The sequence below is a fragment of the Trichothermofontia sp. genome (assembly GCF_053493415.1).
The window spans coordinates 1-19,028 of record NZ_JBRCAD010000020.1; the positions used below are offsets into that span (position 1 = coordinate 1).

Annotated in this window: 16 protein-coding genes; 7 read left to right on the forward strand and 9 right to left on the reverse strand. The window is 54.4% G+C overall.

The features are described 5' to 3' along the window. The first annotated feature begins 78 nt into the window (after positions 1–78). On the forward strand, positions 79–804 hold the full coding sequence (locus tag ACWIUF_RS02080; RefSeq protein ID WP_448570517.1) for a hypothetical protein: 726 nt from the start codon (positions 79–81) through the stop codon (positions 802–804). Positions 805–1,034: 230 nt separating this feature from the next. On the opposite strand, the gene ACWIUF_RS02085 is transcribed toward ACWIUF_RS02080, so the two are convergent. Continuing rightward, positions 1,035–1,166, reverse strand: a complete 132-nt coding sequence (locus tag ACWIUF_RS02085) for a hypothetical protein (protein ID WP_448570518.1) — start codon at positions 1,164–1,166, stop codon at positions 1,035–1,037. Positions 1,167–1,598: 432 nt separating this feature from the next. On the opposite strand from ACWIUF_RS02085, the gene ACWIUF_RS02090 reads away from it, so the two are divergent. Continuing rightward, positions 1,599–2,162, forward strand: coding sequence for a hypothetical protein (locus tag ACWIUF_RS02090; RefSeq protein ID WP_448570519.1), 564 nt, complete (start codon positions 1,599–1,601; stop codon positions 2,160–2,162). A gap of 137 nt (positions 2,163–2,299) precedes the next feature. Here ACWIUF_RS02090 and ACWIUF_RS02095 read toward each other — a convergent pair whose 3' ends face one another. Further along, complete coding sequence (locus ACWIUF_RS02095; protein WP_448570520.1) at positions 2,300–3,952, reverse strand: S8 family serine peptidase; 1,653 nt, start codon at positions 3,950–3,952, stop codon at positions 2,300–2,302. A 150-nt stretch (positions 3,953–4,102) separates the two neighbouring features. On the opposite strand from ACWIUF_RS02095, the gene rpe reads away from it, so the two are divergent. Continuing rightward, positions 4,103–4,816, forward strand: coding sequence for a ribulose-phosphate 3-epimerase (gene rpe / locus ACWIUF_RS02100; protein WP_448570521.1), 714 nt, complete (start codon positions 4,103–4,105; stop codon positions 4,814–4,816). 100 nt (positions 4,817–4,916) lie between these two features. On the opposite strand, the gene ACWIUF_RS02105 is transcribed toward rpe, so the two are convergent. Next, positions 4,917–6,758, reverse strand: a complete 1,842-nt coding sequence (locus tag ACWIUF_RS02105) for an N-acetylmuramoyl-L-alanine amidase (RefSeq protein ID WP_448570522.1) — start codon at positions 6,756–6,758, stop codon at positions 4,917–4,919. Between the two features lie 477 nt (positions 6,759–7,235). On the opposite strand from ACWIUF_RS02105, the gene ACWIUF_RS02110 reads away from it, so the two are divergent. Next, positions 7,236–7,817 (forward strand): hypothetical protein, encoded by a 582-nt coding sequence (locus tag ACWIUF_RS02110; protein WP_448570523.1) that lies wholly within the window; start codon positions 7,236–7,238, stop codon positions 7,815–7,817. 7 nt (positions 7,818–7,824) lie between these two features. Here the strand turns inward: ACWIUF_RS02110 and ACWIUF_RS02115 are convergent, their stop codons facing one another. The 4 genes from ACWIUF_RS02115 to ACWIUF_RS02130 form a co-directional block, all read right to left on the reverse strand. After that, on the reverse strand, positions 7,825–9,204 hold the full coding sequence (locus ACWIUF_RS02115) for a four-carbon acid sugar kinase family protein (RefSeq protein WP_448570524.1): 1,380 nt from the start codon (positions 9,202–9,204) through the stop codon (positions 7,825–7,827). Between the two features lie 146 nt (positions 9,205–9,350). Beyond that, entirely contained in the window at positions 9,351–10,475 is a 1,125-nt protein-coding gene (locus ACWIUF_RS02120) for a CO2 hydration protein (RefSeq protein WP_448570525.1), read from the reverse strand. A gap of 178 nt (positions 10,476–10,653) precedes the next feature. Further along, positions 10,654–12,234, reverse strand: a complete 1,581-nt coding sequence (locus ACWIUF_RS02125; protein ID WP_448570526.1) for an NADH-quinone oxidoreductase subunit M — start codon at positions 12,232–12,234, stop codon at positions 10,654–10,656. A 137-nt stretch (positions 12,235–12,371) separates the two neighbouring features. Then, on the reverse strand, positions 12,372–14,234 hold the full coding sequence (locus tag ACWIUF_RS02130) for an NAD(P)H-quinone oxidoreductase subunit F (protein ID WP_448570527.1): 1,863 nt from the start codon (positions 14,232–14,234) through the stop codon (positions 12,372–12,374). A 329-nt stretch (positions 14,235–14,563) separates the two neighbouring features. On the opposite strand from ACWIUF_RS02130, the gene ACWIUF_RS02135 reads away from it, so the two are divergent. After that, positions 14,564–15,538: a sodium-dependent bicarbonate transport family permease gene (locus tag ACWIUF_RS02135; protein ID WP_448570528.1), complete on the forward strand. Its 975-nt coding sequence runs from the start codon at positions 14,564–14,566 to the stop codon at positions 15,536–15,538. Between the two features lie 4 nt (positions 15,539–15,542). Next, positions 15,543–15,854, forward strand: coding sequence for a DUF190 domain-containing protein (locus tag ACWIUF_RS02140; protein WP_448570529.1), 312 nt, complete (start codon positions 15,543–15,545; stop codon positions 15,852–15,854). Positions 15,855–16,016: 162 nt separating this feature from the next. Here ACWIUF_RS02140 and ACWIUF_RS02145 read toward each other — a convergent pair whose 3' ends face one another. Beyond that, positions 16,017–16,301: a DUF427 domain-containing protein gene (locus tag ACWIUF_RS02145; RefSeq protein WP_448570530.1), complete on the reverse strand. Its 285-nt coding sequence runs from the start codon at positions 16,299–16,301 to the stop codon at positions 16,017–16,019. A gap of 198 nt (positions 16,302–16,499) precedes the next feature. Next, positions 16,500–17,483: a nucleoside hydrolase gene (locus tag ACWIUF_RS02150; protein WP_448570531.1), complete on the reverse strand. Its 984-nt coding sequence runs from the start codon at positions 17,481–17,483 to the stop codon at positions 16,500–16,502. Positions 17,484–17,830: 347 nt separating this feature from the next. On the opposite strand from ACWIUF_RS02150, the gene ACWIUF_RS02155 reads away from it, so the two are divergent. After that, positions 17,831–19,028: filamentous hemagglutinin N-terminal domain-containing protein (locus ACWIUF_RS02155; RefSeq protein ID WP_448570532.1), on the forward strand; the 1,198-nt coding region annotated here is incomplete at its 3' end.

Here is a 19,028-nt window from a genome sequence, read left to right on the forward strand (position 1 = left end):
AGTTTCGCTATTTGCAACTAGAACTCAGCCGTCGCTGTTCGCTCGTCCATTGGAGCTACGATTTGCTTCCAGAAACGCTTGTATGACTCTCGCACCCTCAAGTGTAAAGTTTTATATCTGGATTCAACACTTCTGGGTAAATTCTTATTCTTTATAATTGTTGGTCTATCAGTGGCTGGCTTAATTGGCGGTTGGTTAAGAGCCTCATTTCACTTTGGACCAATCACTGCATCCCTGTTTCAACAACTTGACTTAGGCAATGAGAATAATATTTCTACTTGGTATTCTTCCTTAAATTTATTATTCATCTCTATTTTGTCTATTATTATTTATTCGTATCAGCGATCGCATCAAGATAGGTGGTCACCTTACTGGCTTGGATTGGGTATTATATTTGCATTTTTATCCTTGGACGAAGTTGCTAGTTTACATGAAATGCTTGATGCTATTGTGCATAAATTAATTGGTGTGACATCAGGTTTTTTATTCTATGCTTGGATAATTCCAGGTAGCTTGCTAGTCTTGGTATTTATGGCAACATATTTTAGATTCTTCCTACATCTACCGAAGAATACTCGCTTTCTATTTTTAATAGGCATTGTCACTTTTGTTGGCGGTGCTCTTTTGGTGGAAAGTTTTAATGCTTCTGTTGATTATGCTTTGGGGACTTCAAACTTGCTATATGATTTTTCAACAACATTTGAAGAGTTTATGGAAATGCTAGGCGTATTGACTATTATTTATGCCTTGCTGGACTATATTGAAATTCACATCAAAGAATTTCATCTTACCTTCAAGCGATAACTTGCTGTTCTCATCGTTCCCTAATGGGGAATCAAGGGGGCTGAGACGGTTCTTTAACAACTGCACCCACCCGCTCTACCGCGATCGCCGACCAACCGAAGCCAACTGTCAAGGCTGGGGCGGTATCCCGTCGTCAGCGAACGGGTCTGGCCGCGATCGTCCCCCTCGGCAGCTATTGATGGCTACTGGCCGCACAACGATCTCACCCGACGAGATCCGTCGAGGCCCTCTTAACCCGCATCCCTAACTTTGGCGATCGCCGCATGGAGCACTTTTGTCAGAAGCCGTGCGTAGAAGGACGACCAACCCTTGGGCGATCGCCTTGTCTGACGCCAAGCCCCACTGCCGGCAAATCCAGACAACTTCGGCCTCCTAGACGCGGAGTCACCCGTAATCGCGGGTTACCAACGGTACCCTGATTGGAATGGCCATGCCTTTTTTATCTTGCAAAATGTAAACTCACCCCACTGATGACCCTAGCCCGTCTTGACGAAATTGGGATCAGGCGACTACACTTCCCAGAGTCTTAGCCGGCATTGAAATAAATGTAAATGTAAATTCAACATTAAGCATGGGACAAATAGTTATCTAGGTCACAAACAGGGGCATCGGGATTGTGATCTTTTGAACTTGGCAATCGACGGGATGAATCAGTATTCCGCTAACGCTAGGGAAAAGTGATAGCAATTTTGGTAAAGAGGGTATGATCAACCCATCAGCCATCAAGCTGGCGAGTCTGATCAGCCCGTGGCTGTCCTAATATTGATGTGTGCTGTAGGAGAGGGGTGAAGTCTATGTCCGCTGCCTTGAGATCAAATGTTTCCGCCCGATCGCGACGACAAGAGCGGTTAACCAGGCAGCGACAGACAGGAACCGATTGGGTTGACGGCACCTCAGCCCTAGCCCCCGATTTAGATTTTTCTCCCTTAGCGGCTGTCCCAGACTTACCGCTGCCGACAGTCCAAGCCACCGCAACGGTAGAAAGTCTTCCCATTCCGACCGAATTGCCCCTGTGGTTACGGATATTTATGGGTATCCAACAAGGTACCCTCTTCCTATCCTGTGGACTTGCCGCAGCCGTGCTAGCCGCCTATGCCTGGAATGTATACTCACAACAATCGTGGGGCAAAGTTTATCAGGAATTACAGCTATTACGGCGCAATGAACGCCAGTTGATCAGTGCTAACGAGATCCTGCGTAATCAACTCGCTCAACAGGCTGAGCAGGCAGGGACTGGATTAGTTAACCCCAAACCGCAACACATGATCTTCCTAGAACCAACGGTGATGTCCCCAGCACCGGTAGTGGCGGCAGATCCTTCCCCTTTGCGCAATCAGGAAGAGCCGATCGGCTATTAGTCAAAAATTTTCCAAGTCATTATTTTGAAGGGCACCTCGAAAAATACTAATTTCTGCAACTCTGCCCAGATAATCATAAGGGGCTGATACGGGCAGCTTTGCCGCTTCAATTAATAACCGAGGTTCCTAAATACGGATTAAGACTGGGGAACGGTCCACCAAGCAAGAGCATAGGGTTGGACAGCCTCGTTAGCCTGCTGGCGATACAGAACCCGCAGTTTGTAGCGTCCGGTCGCTGGAATTTGGAAGAATAGGTGCTCCGTACTATCAACATCACTGTTGGATGACCATAGACTTTGGGTGATATCCGTATCTTCAGCCCGCATCAGGTAGAGGTCAAGGTTATTTAAGCCCCGATCTTGAAAACTCTCGCCCAGATCATATTGACCATTTTGGTTAACATCGTTTAACTCAACCTGACGATTCCAGACCAGGGTCGCCGCCAGAAAACTGCCTGCCTTGAGCGGCTCAGCTAGCGGGTAGTCCTGAAAAACTGGCCGCCCCTCCCTCACCATGCCCGGTGCGGCAACCTGGCGATAATCCCAGCCGATCGCCGGCACGGGCCGATCGGGGGACCATTGCCCCGCACTGAACTGTTGATAGGCCCGGAAGGCGTTGAGTTGCCCGGTTCCTAATTCGGCGTCGAGGGGAATGGCCCGATCGCGGTAAGCATCCGACTCTAGCCAGGTGCGACGGTTACGGGCCAGTAGAGTCCGAGTCATCCCCAGTCGCAACCCATCTCCCTGATCGCGAATTTTGTCAGCAGAGTTGAGCAGCACCGCCCGCATGACTTCCTGACGCCGACTGGCTAAACTCCAGTTGCTTGCTTGCTTTTGCAGGTGCCGATCGCCAAATTCCTGGAGCAGGGCAACGGTAGCCGTAACATGGGGGGCCGCAAAGCTGGTGCCACTGGAGCGAATGAGCTTGCCATCCGGATTTAGGACAGAAATGCCACTGCCCGGAGCCACCAAGCCGATCGCCCGTCGTGGCCCAACATTACTCTCGATGCCAGCCACCCGCTTGGCAATATCACTGGTTTCGCTACCAAGGTTAGCAAAGTCAATTTGAGCAAACAGCCCCTCGGCTTGAGTCGTGAAGGCAACGGTGATGCCATTATAGTTATCGGTGGGAATCGGAATACCGCCCTTCCCCTGGTTACCGGCAATCACATAGACCACATTGTGAATTCGTGCCGACCAGTCTACACATTGGGTTAATAGGGCATTGCCGTCTAATTGTGCGTTGGGCCGGGGGTCTTGGGCCAGGGATTCACCAAAGCTAAAGTTAATCGCCCGCACATCGCCACCGTTTTGCAGGGCGACATGCTGGGCCGACAAACACTCCTCCGGCTGGGCATTCCGCCGCAAATTACCCACAGCAGCTGAGTAGAGGCGGGCCTCTGGCGCGATCCCCCGTGCCCATTTATCGGTACTAATCATGATGCTGGCCACATTTTGGGCGTGGGGATCAATGCCGGTGTTGGTTTTGGCAAGCGTATCTCGAAAGAAGGCACGGATGAGCCTTACGGCTTGACTATTGCCTGCCGCCTTATCCAGGCCAAATTTGGCTGGGCGACCAATCTCCACCTGGCCGATCGCAATTTTCCGCCCCGTCAACTGGTAGGGGGGGGCCTGAAGCCGATAGGCATCAATGCCACTTTTGCCACGGGAGGGATCACCCTCTTGAAGCGCCGTTGCTGCCCCGCCCCAGAACCAGCTTCCCCCTAACGTGATCGCCAACGAGACGCTACCAAGCAGCCCAGGCCAGAAATATCGCGCGATCGCCACCATGCTGTTTTCCTAGTATTAAAAAGCCCTATCGGTTCAGGCAAGAAGCCCTATCAATGAAGTTGACGAAAGTTAACCGCTCCAACTTAAAAAAACATGAAATTTTGTTACGATAGATCCGACCCAGATTCTATGCGGAGAGCGTTGCCGATCATGACCTCAGCCACTTCTCAGAAACCCATTGTCGTTGCTCCCTCCATTCTATCAGCAGATTTTAGTCGCCTGGGCGATGAGGTGCGAGCCGTTGATCAGGCGGGAGCCGACTGGATTCATGTGGATGTGATGGATGGTCGGTTTGTCCCGAATATCACGATCGGGCCGCTGATTGTGGAAGCGCTGCGTCCGGTCACGGCCAAGCCCCTGGATGTTCACCTGATGATTGTCGAACCTGAAAAATATGTGGCAGACTTCGCCAAGGCCGGTGCCGACATTATTTCCGTCCACGCCGAGCATAACGCCTCTCCCCATTTGCACCGGACCCTGTGCCAAATTCGCGAGTTGGGTAAGCAAGCCGGAGTCGTGCTTAACCCTTCGACACCGTTGGATTTGATCGAGTATGTGCTAGAGGTTTGCGACCTCATCCTGATCATGAGTGTGAACCCCGGCTTTGGTGGCCAAAGTTTTATCCCCGCCGTGGTACCCAAGATCCGCAAGCTGCGCCAGATGTGTGATGAGCGCGGCCTTGATCCCTGGATTGAAGTCGATGGCGGCCTCAAGGGCGATAACACCTGGCAAGTGCTAGAGGCCGGGGCTAATGCGATCGTCGCGGGTTCCGCCGTGTTCAAGGCCAAGGATTATCGAGCCGCGATCGAGGGCATTCGCCACAGCCAGCGTCCCGTTGTCCAACCGGAACTCGCGGCAGTTTAAGGGAAATCCAGAGGCGTGAGAAGTGAGAAGTGAGAAGTGAGAAGTCAGGCTATCTCTCACTTATTACGCCTCTTAAGTCACTTCTTCTGTCTCCGTTCCGTTATTCGCCTGCCGCAATCGCTGCCTCGACCCAAAGCCGGAGGCCATCCGCGATCGCGGTTGCCAATGCTTGCTGCGCTGCCGGATCAATAATCCATTCAAATTCCTCCGGATGAATCATAAATCCTAGCTCCAACATGACGCTGGGGGCGATCGTGGGCCGAGTCAAGGCCAAATTGTTCCAAAACACCCCGTAGGATGGGCGATCCAAAGTGCGAACCAGATAGTCGTGCAGGAAAGCGGCGAGGCTGTGGGACTGGGTAGTGTACCAAAAGGCTGCTAGCCCTTGGGTATTGAGGGCATCGCCATCGTCGGGGAGGGCGTTGTAGTGCAAACTCAGGACGATCGTCGGTTGGTGTTGCTCAATCATGGCCACGCGATCGTTCGGATACAAGTCATCATCGCCCTCGCGCGTCATCGTGACCGTTGCCCCCTGCGCCTGCAAGCGATCGCGGACCAATTTTGCCATGATCAGCGCGACATCTTTTTCGGGATATCCCGTCGGTCCCCGTGCGCCCGGATCGGCATCACTGCCGTGGCCCGGATCAAGGAGTACATGCACCCCCCGCAAGGGCAACTGGGGTGAGGCAGGACGTAAATCGGGGGGATGCCGCAGGGACAGGATCAGGCTCGTGCCCTCATAGCGCAATTGATAGCCCCATTGTTGCGGGGACTTGAGTTGAAAGTCATAGGTCACGCGATCGGGGGCTGGTTGGGACCAATCCAGGCGGCGAATCACGGGACTGGTGGCCAGGTAGATCGTGTCGGTTTGGGCGGTGGTGTTGTGGAGTGTCAGGGTAAAGCGGCGATCGTCCTGGGTGACCGTCACAGGCACCGGGACCTGGAGGGGAAAGATCACGTCGGTCCAGCCGTCGCGTTCCCGTGATTTCAAGCTGCGAATGACCGTGCGGGGGGGGACTGCGGTTGCCACGGGTTGGGTTTCACTGGCTCGAATCCAGGCCCCATAGTCCAGTCGTAGCCACTCGCTCGCTTGGCCGGTGACCTGGGCTTGGGTGCCGGTTGGCAGGGGCGTGAGTCGGGAATAGGTGGTGCTGGGGCCGGTGCGGGCGGTACCGGCGGGGGCGGTGACCGCGATCGTGCTTAACTGACTGGGATTCAGGATGGTCACCTGCCCCGGTCCCGGTTGTGTGACCGTTTGGCCCTGCCAAGTGAGCCGAAATTGGGGGGCACCGAGAACAGCCGGCTGGCTAAAGGAGAGACAGCCCTGGTACTGACCGGCGGGATGCTCGACGGTGGGTTGGTTCAGCCCCGTCAGAACAGCGGCATTATCGGGTAGCGATACCTGGCGAGGTTGTTCCGTCAACCTTAACGTCTGGCCACCGAGTACCACCGAGACGGCGGCTTGGGGTGGCGCGATCGCGCTGAAGCAAATCAACTCACCAGGCAAGCGGGCAATGTCCACCGCTGGTTCCAGGGAGTTGGGCGCAAAGTAGGGTCCCGTCGGCAGGGGGGACGTTGTGGCCAAGCGGGTAACCGTTAGCTCCAGGGTTTGGTCCTGGGTCGGGTCCTGGTATTGCAGGCGAAACGTGTTCTTGCCCACCTGGAGGGGGAAACTGGGGGCAAAGTGGCCAGCGGGGGAACGGGCGATCGCTTGGCCGTTGACTAGGACAGTTCCCCCAGGAGGAGCCGTGCCAATGAGGAAAATCTGGCTAGCCGTAGTTTCGTGGTTGGGGGGCGGATAGGCTAAAAATAGGGACGATTCTGCCCGTGCAGCGGGGGTGATCAGGGCCAGACTGGTTGTGGCAAGCCCTGCGATCGCTGCGCCATACCAGGAGTGTATCAGGTAACACTCACACCACGGGGATTGGAAATTTAAGGACATAGGGTTAGACTAAAGCATAGGAACGGGTGTCTTTCCCGCACGTAGGTGAGGTCAGATTTTGAGATTAGCCCAACGGCGTAAGTCAAAACCTGATGGGTGAACCTCGCAGACACACATTCAAGTACAGGGGCGTAAAAGCTTCATCATAGAACTTAATCGCTCCCGATTGGATTTATTGTTACGATCATCTTGTTACGATCACCGTGTGAATATCAGAACCCCGAACGCCAAACATCTGACATGCGTAACCGGTCACCCCATCCGGTCGGTTGTGACCATGAACTGCCATCACAATAGCAATAGTTGAAGACACAGTAGCTAAAGACACAGTAGAAAAGGCAAAACAGCAGAGATAAATCAGGAAGGGCAGCATCTCACCCGCCAATTGTCTGGCAGCAGCCAACGATTGGGGAGATGGCAACCCTAATTCCCTTCCATTCATTCCAATTGCAAACTTCCTCCGACCTGTTTGTGGTTATGTCTACTCGTATCGGTGAACTCCTGCAAACGGCTGGCCTCGTGTCGCAGGCCCAGATCGAGGTTGCCATTCGGGATCAAACCCAGTTTCCCAACCAACGGCTGGGTGAGATTCTCGCCCTGCGGGGGTGGGTAAAGCCCGAAACCGTGGAATTTCTCCTGTACTTATGGCCCAAGTTGCTCAATCAGCCCAAGCGTTACCCCCTAGGCTACTACCTGAAAGCATCGGGACTGTTAAAGGACGAGCAGATCCAGATGTTACTGAAGGAACAGGAAAAAACGGGGATTCGATTAGGTGCCCTAGCTGTTCTCCACGGTTGGCTCAAGCAGGATACGGTTACCTTTTTTCTCCAACACCTCAACCCGCAGGCCCTCGCTGAGTCAGCCTTTGTCGCAAAACGAACTGCTGTAGCCGCTCAGGCTCGTTCGGTGACGCGGCCAACTCGACAATCTCAGCCGATCGCCCGATCGCAACCCACCCAGGTGCCCCATCGCCCTCAAAAGCCAGCCACCCCCTCATTGGCTGATTCCGAGAATCTGGATGATTTCGCGGATGATTTCGAGGTCGTCTGGCTTGATTAAGCACCCCCTATCCCTGCTCATTATGGGCGGCAACCCGCAGGCGATGGTAAACCGTGGCTAGGGCATCGTTATCCCCGACATTGCCGGGGAAAAGGACAACGGGTAGGATCGGAAGCCGGGGATGATCGAGGGGTGTGCGCACCACAGAAACCCCCGGTAGAATTTGACCCAGTAAACGGGCTGATTTCAGAGCTAACCCTGTACTCAGCACATCGTTGGAGGTAATGCCCCCTTTACTGATCAAAAAGCCGATGTCGGTTGGTAATCCCTGGACGATCGCCATCAGCAGATTAGACACAGCTTCCCCAAAGGCTAAGCGAGTTTGGATATCTGGAAACGTCAACTCTTGGCGGCTGGTATAGATTACGGGTGTTTTTCCGGCGGTGTAGACGGTTTGGACTTCGGCTAAGACCTGCTTAAGCAGGCGATCGCGCTGGTCCGGTGCATCCTGCAACAGGTGGGACACGTCCACCTCAATCCCCGTCACGGTCGGATCTTGAAGGAGCTGGGTGAGTTGGGCGGTGGTTTTCTGGACATGGGACCCCACCAGGACGACTCCAGGGTTGCCCTGGCGCACATACTGGGCCATCTCATCCGCTGCTACGGGTTGGGGCGGGAGCGCGGCGAGGGCGGTGAGCAAACTGGCGGCACTCCGGAACAGGAAACGCTTGCCTTGGCCAGCGGCGCGGAGAACAGCCTGGGCAAATTGGTCCATGTCGGCCTGGGTTTCGGCATCCACAACCACGCAAACATTGCCTGTGAGGCCCATCAGGCGATCGTAGACGCCCGATCGCACATCTGCGAGCAAGAAGCGTTCCACCTGGTTGGCGGGGATTTTCCCCTGGGTCTTTTCGGCCACATAATCCGGCAGATAGCTGTGGTGATAGCCAAATACTGAGTCCCGCGCAAATTCGGTTTCATGGACGGGCGTGTCAACCCCGGCAATTTTGAGGTAGTGAACGCTATCGCGGGTGATCCGCCCCCCTTCAAAAAAAGCGGGGGTTAAAAAATGGGCATCGAAGGGACCCAGTTCGGCAGCGATCACATCGGTTTCGATCGGGTAATGGCCGCGCAGGGTAGAGTCCGATCGGCTGACGATGAGGAAATCACTAATGGCCGTCTGGGCTAGGGCCAGCTTGAGGTTATGGCAAACCTCACGGGTGACGGCGGCGGCTTGGTCTGGGGGGAGTGCCCGTGTGTTGGTCAAAACGAAAAAGATGGGGGATTCATCCGTTAACCCCAAACACAGGGTTTCCACATCCCATTGGCACAGCAATAGGCAGCTATGGACGGTTTGGGACCCCGTTGGGTCATCATCCAGGACAATAATTTTGGGTGAATCGGTCATGGGTATTCCCAGGGCATTAAGTAATTCAGTGGCGATCATCGTTTATCTCGTGATAGTTGGGGGGAAGCACGAAGGCATAAAGGGCACGAAGGTTCACAAAAAGCTGGGTGTTGCTGAGCGTGCTTGATGTCTGGGTGGTTTGCGATCGCAGTCTCCTCCCTAATTCGGCACCTTGGCAGGGCACGCTACTGATTAACGGCTTCTAACCGTGAGGTCATGAATCGATTCATCCAACCCTCCAGGTAGGCCCGATTCTCCTGGCGTTGTTGGGGATCAGTGGTGTCGATCGGGTGAGGAGCTAACCCTCGAATCGCGGCTGTTGTTACACAGAACATCGATTTTTGGAACGTCTCACAAATTTGCACCCGCAGATCGTCTTCCTGGCGCACGGTTTGGCGATAAATGGCATGAAGATAATCGGGTAGAAAATGGCGCATATCCTGCATTAACTGCGTGGGCGGAATCCCAGAGCCACCGATCGGCAGCGGATCAGCATAAAGTGCACCGTAAGCAAAGTCAGCTTGATCAACCGGAATTTGATAGGCTTGGGCATTATAGGAAACGGTACCAGGGAAGGGCGTTCCTCGGAAAAAGACCGCTTCAACGTAGGGAACTGCCGTGTCCATGAGGAAGGTTAACCCAGCACTAGATGGAATGAGGTCATAGGCTTGGCCGCGAACTATGACGCGATAGGTAATGGGTTTACTCGCTGCATCCACGAGGCCCTGTTGAATATGATCAACAACCTGGGGGATAGATTTAATTTCACCGCGATCGTAGCGATCGGACAGGTTGATGAAAATATCACTCATCACCCGCCAGAACTGCCCTAATCCCGCGTAGTAGGCCATTTGACGTAATTGTTCGGGGAGGAATTCAGGGAAAATCTTGTGTAAACCTAGGACAAGAAAATTACCCTTGAATTTGGCCTGGATGACGGCTTCACAGTTGGCTCGAAATTCTGCCGTATCCACATAGGCGTCAAGCCCCCCGCCTCCATGCCAGAGCATTGCCCGCATACAGTATTCGGCATATTCAAAGTTAATGCGATCGTGCCACCAATGCCTTAATAGCTTACGGAGCGAAAATTCGTCATTAAAGTACTTGAAAAAGGGAAAGAAAACTAAGAATTGCCGATCGGCAATATAGTTCAGATTATTCGAGTAGGCATCCAGAACCACCCCATAACTTTTCAGAATACCCACAACTTCAATCAAATTAGTTGGCGTATCCTTCAGGAGAGCTTCGCCCGCTTCGAGACGATCGATATAGGCAGCTAAGGGATGTTTGGTCGCTAAGGTTTTACCCATATTTCAGACGATCAGTAGGGAATAGTGAACAGGGGACAGGAAAGAGTCCTGAGTTTTGAGTTTTGCATGGAATTGTAGGGGCGGGTTATGCCAACATCTTTCCCAGTTATCAATCATCTTTGTGAACCCGCCCTGCTAGCGGTTTGCGGGGGAGAGTGGGAGTGACGAACCCGCCCTGCTAGAGATTGGAGGGGAAGGGTAGGGAGTTGCGAACCCACCCAGCTAGCGGTTCGCGGGGGAGGGTAAGGCCCTGACCAGGAAGCTGACCGAGGAGTTGGGGGAAATAGACGGTCTGGGCTTCGGGGGTGCGGAGTAGCAGCGAGCCAATTTGGGGTTCACTCCAGCGCACGAGCCAGATGGGTTGAATGCCCAGGAAGACGATGAGCAGGGAGAGGACGATCGCGGGCAGGCGTTCAGGCCAGGTGACACCCGGCATGCGCGCCAACTGGGGAGTCAAGCGGCCAAAGAAAACGCGGTTAATCATCAGCAGGAAATAGACAGCCGTTAAACCCGTGCCAATCATGCAGAATAGGGTTTGCACAGGGAAAATGGGGAAGCTCCCCCGGAAAACCAAAAATTCGCTAATAAAGCCCACCATACCGGGTACCCCAGCACTGGCCATTGCCCCCAGAATCATCAGCGTCCCGACTAGGGGAAGGCCGCGTTCGGGATTGAGCAACCCTCGCAGGTAATTGATATCGCGACTGCCCGTTTTCTGGTAGACCACGCCAACCAACAGGAACAGTAACGCAGAAATCAGACCATGACTGACCATCTGCCCCACAGCGGCCACCAAGCTCAGGCGGGTTGTGGCGGCGGCAGCCAATAGGATAAAGGCCATGTGGGCGATCGAGGAATAGGCGACGACTTTTTTCATGTCCTGTTGGGAAATGGCACAGGCGGCCCCATAGAGGGCACTAATGGCTGCCCACACCGCTAACCAGGGGCCAATCTCCACCCAAGCTTCTAGGAATAACCCCACGCCAAATCGCAGCAGGCCATAGGTCCCTAGCTTGAGCAATACCCCCGCCAGCAGCACGGAAACCGGGGTGGATGCTTCCACATGGGCATCGGGAAGCCAGGTATGCAGTGGGAAGAAGGGCACCTTAATCCCAAAACCAATGAGTAGCCCAAGCAACAACACAATTTGGGTACCGACGGGTAAAACCTGCGATCGCAGTAGCTCGTAGTCAAAACTATTCACCCCCGCTACCCAGGCTATTCCCAGAAATGCAGCCAACAGAAAAATGCCGGAAATCGCCGTATAGATCAAAAACTTGGTTGCTGCATACCCGCGCCGACTGCCACCCCAAATCGCAATCAGGAAATAGAGGGGAATAATTTCAACTTCATAAAACAGGAAAAACAGCAACAAATCCTGGGCAAGGAAAGCGCCCGACACCGCCCCATTGAGAATAAGCATTAGGGCATAGTACAACCCCGATCGCGGTAGCTCCCGCTCGCTGCTGTAGATAGCCACGATCGTCAGAAAGCTATTGAGGAAAAGCAACGGCAAGGACAAACCGTCTAATCCCAGGTGATAGTTAAGGCCAATCCAATCGACCCAGGGGATATTTTCCACAAACTGCATTCCTGCTTGACTGGGGTGGAACTGCACCGCGATCGCGATCGTCCAGATAAATATCCCCACTGCCACCCCTAACGCCAGCGATCGTGCCCGCTGCGGCCCCAACTGCCCCGGCCAAAATCCTACGATCGCGGCTGCCACTAATGGCACCCAGACTAAAACACTGAGCATACTTGCCTTCCCAATCAAAACTTACAATTCAAAATTCAAAATTTAAAATTCAAAATTTTAAACGGGCGAATTTATATGGATTTGGATCACCAGAAAAAGATATTGGCATAACCCGCCCCTACCCTGAAAACTAAAAACTAAAAAATCCCCCCACTCAGTATCAACCACAATATCAACCCTACCCCCATTACGATCGTCAGCACATACACCTGCGATCGACCCGTGACGTTATATTTCAATACCTGCCCGCCCATCACCGTGACTAGCCCCGCCAGGTTCACCATGCCATCTACCACATAGCGATCGAACCAGGTTGTCATCTGGGAAAGGAGCGCGACCCCTTTCACCACGGTGAAGGCATAAATCCGCTCAATGTAAAAATCGTAGGCTAGGAGATCTTGGAAAAAACGCACAAATGCCTGGGTCGATCGCGACCATTCCCGACTAAATTCCACCAAACTGCCCAGCACACAGCCCAGTATTCCCGACAACATCACCAACGGTAAAGCAATCTGGATCAGGAGTTGATCCTCATTGGCCAACGGTGTTGTTGGGCTGAGCCAGTAGGGCCAATGGAACGGCACCAACGGCGAGAGCAAAGCCAGGACGGTGAGGGTCACCATCGGCAAGGCCATCGGCCAAGCGACTTCCGGGGCACGACGGGTCTTGGGCTGGGGGGAACCCAGGAAGACCAAGCGGAAGACACGGGTCAAGTTCAGGGCGCTCAGGCCATTGACCACCATGAGGACTACCACCAGCCACACGGGCACCTCCCAACGGCCATTCAACCACCGCTGGATCGTCCAGAAGGTTCCCAAGGGCAACATACAGACCAAACTCAGAGACCCGACCACAAAGGCCGTGGTTGTCGCGGGCATCCGTGACCATAGCCCCCCCATCTCGGTGATGTTCTGGCTATTCGTGGTCAAAATCACGGCACCGCTGCTCATAAACAGCAGGGTTTTTGCCAGGGCATGGGTCAACAACAGCAACAGGGCAATATCGACTTGGCCCAACCCAACGGCAATAAAGACCAATCCCAAATACGCACTGGTGGAGTGGGAAAGGGCACGTTTGATATCTAACTGGGCGATCGTCACCAGCGAAGCCCCGATCGCCGTTACCGTACCAATCACCATCAGGACATCCGCCGCGATCGGCGATAGGGTGAACACCGGTTGCAGCTTGATCAGCACATAGGCCCCGACGGAGACGACGATCGAATTGCGCATCAGGGAAGCCGGATTGGGTGCTTCCATTGCCTCGTCCAGCCACAGGTTCAGGGGGAACTGGGCACATTTCCCGGTGGGACCCGCAATCAGTGCTAACCCCAAAAGGGTGGCTGCTAGCGGGGGTAAGGGAGCGGTTTTCGTCCATGCTTCCAGTTCGGAAAAACTGAGGCCCGCCCCATAGCTAGAGAGGGCCACCAAACCCATGAGTAAAATGACATCCCCCACCCGCTTGGTTAAAAAGGCATCCCGTGCTGCCGTCACCACGAGCGGCTGAGCATACCAGAACCCCACCAGCAAATAGGTTGAGAGGGTAAGCAGTTCCAGCAGGGCATAACTGAGGAAAAGGGAATCACTCAGGGCGATCGCCCCCAGCGCCGCCTCGAAAAAGCCCATCAGGCCCAAAAACCGCGCCAAGGCCCAATCCTTCTCCATATAACCTAGGGCATAGAGTTGGGCCAGAAGGCTGATGAGCGTTACCAGGGTGAGGGCACCCAGGCTCACCGGGGAAAGTTCGATCGCAAGCAACAGATCGAGGTCAGCCACGTGTAACCAGGGTAATTCCAACTGCTGGACAGGCTGGGCAAAAGCGTAGCGAAAGGCCAGGAGGCTATGGCCAAAGGAGAACACCGTCATCAGCAGGTTAAAGTAGGCCGCTGGCCGGGGACCCGTGCGCCGCACTAGCCCCATTGACCACGGCAAGGTCAAGAGCGCGCCCAGTAGACCATAGCCTGGAACCCACCAAACCGTTTGCAGGAGCCACTGCATCATCCCGATCGTCCTTCTACCCTTGCGACTGTGTTCTTATGCTGCACGCCTCGCCCCCCGGATGCAGGGCAGATATCCACCACCGCTCGAATGCGAGGAATTGTTAAGAGTTGTAATGAGCTTTTAAAATTAACTTTAATATCTCATGCTTAGGGTATCAGGAGAATGACCCCCTAGCGGCCAACCTTGCTGCTCCTAGCGCCCTGGGGGTGATCGGGTCCCCCGGCGAATGCCCCGGTTCAATTCGTCACGGTGAGGCCAACTCATGGAATGATGAAGGGGTCATTAGCCCAATGGGCTAGGTGCGCGGTTGCAGTCAGGATAGTAACCCTATGGATTTAAGCCTCATTTCCTCGAATATCCTCAGTCCCCCGGTTTTATTCTTTTTTTTGGGGATGTTGGCGGTTCTTCTCAAATCCGATCTGGAAATCCCCCAACCTTTACCAAAGTTATTCTCCCTTTATCTATTGTTCGCGATCGGCTTTAAGGGAGGCATTGAACTGGTCAAAAGTGGAGTCAATCAGGAGGTGGCCTTAACCCTCTTAGCTGCAATCACAATGGCCTGTGTTGTCCCGGTCTATACGTTTTTTATCCTCAAGGCCAAACTCGATACCTATAATGCGGCAGCGATCGCGGCCACCTACGGGTCGATTAGTGCCGTCACCTTCATTACAGCAAGCTCCTTCCTACAAGAACTAGGGATTGATTTTGATGGCTTTATGGTCGCAGCCCTAGCCTTGATGGAATCCCCCGCCATTATTGTTGGCCTCGTTCTAGTCAATTTGTTCACCGCCGATCGCGAATCTGGAAATAATACTAATTGGCCGGAAGTACTTCAGGAAGCTTTCCTGAATAGTTCTGTCTTTTTGTTAGTGGGTAGCCTCATCATTGGGGTGTTAACAGGCACACATGGGGAAGAAGTTCTTAAACCCTTTTCCCAAGGAATCTTTTATGGGGTTCTCACCTTTTTCCTCCTAGACATGGGCCTAGTGGCAGCCCGGCGCCTGCGGGATCTGGGTAAAACTGGACCGTTCCTCATCACCTTCTCTGTGGTCATTCCCCTTGTTAACGCAGCGCTTGGTATCCTGATTGCCAGGGTAATCGGGATGTCGCAGGGGGATGCGCTCCTATTTGCTGTTTTGTGTGCCAGTGCTTCCTACATTGCGGTACCCGCTGCGATGCGCCTGACCGTCCCTGAGGCTAACCCCAGTCTGTATGTGACCACGGCCCTCGCTCTCACCTTTCCTTTCAATATCATTGTGGGGATTCCCTTGTACCTATACGGGATTCAATTCTTCTGGAGGTAAGACCATGCATGCCGTTAAACGGGTTGAAATTATTGCCAACTCATCCGAGTTAGCCAAAATCCTAGAGAGTTTGGACGAAACCGGCGCACCAGGCTATACCGTGATCCGCAATGTCACGGGCAAGGGCATCATGGGGAATATTTCCGATGATGATGTGACGACCTTGAGCAATGTCTACGTGCTCTGCTATTGTTCGGAGGATAAAATCAAGCCGATCGTGGAAGCCATTCGTCCAATTTTGAATAAGTTTGGGGGGGTCTGTTATGTGTCGGACGCGATGGAAATGCGATCGGTGCGATGCGTCAGCCACCTCTAGCTTCGCCTCCCTCCCCATCTTGTCTCGGGCTACAGCACTGCCATACTGGGTGAGGCACAGACAAGGGGCTTAAGCCCCTTGTTGACAAAGCTTGACAGTACTTCAATTAAAGAGGGAAGAACTGTAGGGCTGAGGGTAGTTGGGAAAACGATTGGGGTACGATTAATCGCTCACCTGGACACCACGCCAAAACGCAACATAGCCTTTGATCTTTTGGGCTGCCTCCTTGGGTTCGGGATAGTACCAGGCAGCGTCCACATTCTCTTGACCGTTAACCACAAGGGTATAATAGCTGGCGACGCCTTTCCAGCCACAGGTTGTGTGGGTATTGCTGGCTTTAAAGTATTCGGGGTGAATCGCATCGGGGGGAAAGTAGTAATTCCCTTCCACCTGTTCACAGCGATCGCTTTCCGCAAGGACAGCGCCATTCCAAGTTGCTCTGGGCATGGTTAATTTTCCTATCGGGGTTAGTCGGGATATGTCTTATTGACAACTCCCCGGCCTAAAGGCGCAGGGATTCTTGGATCATAGGGTATCTTAGACATTGCGCTCACCCAGCAGCGTCATTGTGGGGTAGGGGCATCTGGCCTACCCCGGAGGCCGCCGAGACGGCGATTCCAGGCTTAATTTGTGATCTGAGGAGGCTTATCCCAACAGCCCTTGGAGATCGGCAACCAGGCGCATCAGCAGGCCGTCGGCATCCACTTGCAAGGCCACCCAGGCGTTCGCCGGCGGTTTCGCGATCGCCCGTTGATCCAGCAGCGTCTCACCACTCGTCCACTCCCCTTGCGTTTCAACCTGGACCCAGGCGCGCTGGAAGCCCAACGTTTCCGGATAAAACAGGTAGGCCAACGTCGTCGCATCATGAACCAGAAAGCTGGGGATGCCCGCCGTCGCCCGGTACGTCAGGGCCGTTTGCACCATAAAGTCCACGAGGTTGAGGAGAAATTGCGCCAGGGGATGGGTGGGGGCAGCAGCAGCAACCTGTTGGGCCATCTCCGGCTTAAACCGAACGTGCTGGGTGATATCCAGAGGCAGGATCACCATATCCTTGCGGCTATTGAAGACCCCTTGCGCTGCGGCAGGATCAAACCAGAGGTTGAATTCAGCCTGGGCCGTGATATTCCCAGGACGGCTGAAGACGCCCCCCATGATCACAATTTCCTGGGCTAGTTTGAGGATACCAGGAGATTGGTGTTCCGCCGCCGCGAGATTGGTGAGGGGACCAATCGCCACGATCGTGATTTCCCCCGGTGCAGCGGTCAGGCACTCAATGATCAGCTCCGCAGCCATCGGGGCTGTCGCCAACACATGGGTCGCCGGGGGCAGGGTGGCCGTTAGATTGCCGAGGCCGTCCGCACCGTGAATGTAGGTCGCCTGGTGAGCCGGGGTGGGCGCGTCAATATTGGCTCGACCCACCGGAATCTGGGAGTAGCCCGTCAGGTGGAGCAGTTGGCTGGCATTGTTAAACGTTTGGCGCGCCGGGACATTCCCCGCAACCGTGGTCACCGCCACTAGATCGGCAAGGCCCTGTTTCACCAGACTCAGTAACCACAACAGGGCGATCGCATCATCGCCACCGGGATCGGTATCGAGCAAGATGCGACGGGGCGAGGTAGGCACAAGCATAGACAAAGCCATTCAGGGCAGGAAGTATCGGCTTGATCATGGCACCAACGGGGCCACGATCGCAGCAGATCAGCGATCGTGGGGCAAACCTGACCCGGTCAAACCATTGCCAATACAGCCGTTCCCTCTCTCATGAAATACGGTCAAGCCTTGTGAACAAGGGGCTTAAGCCCCTTGCCTGTACCCCACCCAGTATGGCAGTGCTGTAAAGCATTGCAAAAGATTGCGCTACCCGGAAAACACCAGGTTGGCATTGTTTCATTACAATAGTGCCGTCCGGGTAAGGGTTGGCATTCCCTGCCAACGAGCGTTACCCATTGCATTCGGATCTGAGAAGAGGGTCGGTTGTGAAACGATACTGCATTTTGGCTGGGCTGCCGATCGTGGTCAGCTTAAGCATTAGTTGGGTTGCCCAAGCTCAAATCGTTCCAACAAATGATGCGACGGGAACGATCGTAACGCCCGATGGCGATCGCCTACGGATTGAGGGAGGCCAAACCTCCCAAGACGGCACTAATTTATTTCATAGCTTCGATCGCTTTAACCTGAGCGAACGCCAAATTGCTGATTTCCTCGCGAACCCGCAATTGCGCAACATCCTGGGTCGCATTGTCGGCGGTGATGTGTCCGTCATCAATGGCCTCATTCAAATCACCGGAGGAAACCCCAACCTGTACCTGCTGAACCCAGCGGGGATTATTTTTGGTCCCACAGCCCGGTTGAATGTGCCCGCTGACTTTACCGCAACGACGGCAAATGCAATCGGCTTTGGTCAGGGAGCCTGGTTCAGTGCCGTCGGGCTGCCAGACTATGCCAACCTAGTAGGCCCCCCCCACCTCTTTGCGTTTGCGACCCCCCAGCCCAATGCAATTCTCAATGCGGGGGATTTAGCCGTTCCCTCAGGGCAAAACTTGACCCTGCTGGGGGGGGCGGTGATGAGTACGGGGCGCTTAAGTACCCCCGGTGGTGAGGTGACGATCGCGGCGGTTCCGGGTGAGCGATTGGTCCGCCTGAGCCAGTCGGGACAACTCTTGAGTTTAGAAGTCTCGGCGATCGACCCGGCCACCGCCGCCACCCTCCCCACGGGTTCCCTGCCCTTGGCCTTCCAGTTACCGGAACTGTTGACCGGAGGCACTCAGGGCAATGCAACAACCTTAACCGTGGGGACGGACGGGGTGACCCGCTTAGCCGGGGCCGGGGTGAATGCGCCGCCGCAACCCGGATCGGCGATCGTCGTGGGCGCGATCGATGTGGCCAGTAAGGGGGTGGGCGGTTCGGTCAATGTGATCGGCGATCGGGTTGCTTTGACGGGAGCCAATATTAACGCAGCGGGTGCCCAGGGCGGCGGTACAGTCCGAATCGGCGGCGAGTTTCAAGGCCAGGGGGCCATCCCCAATGCTTACTATAGTTATGTCGATGCCCATGCCAACATCCAGGCCAATGCGCTACACCAGGGACCCGGCGGGCAAATCATTGTCTGGGCCGATGAGGCCACCCGTGTTCACGGTCAACTGTCGGCACGGGGGGGGGCCAATGGCGGGGATG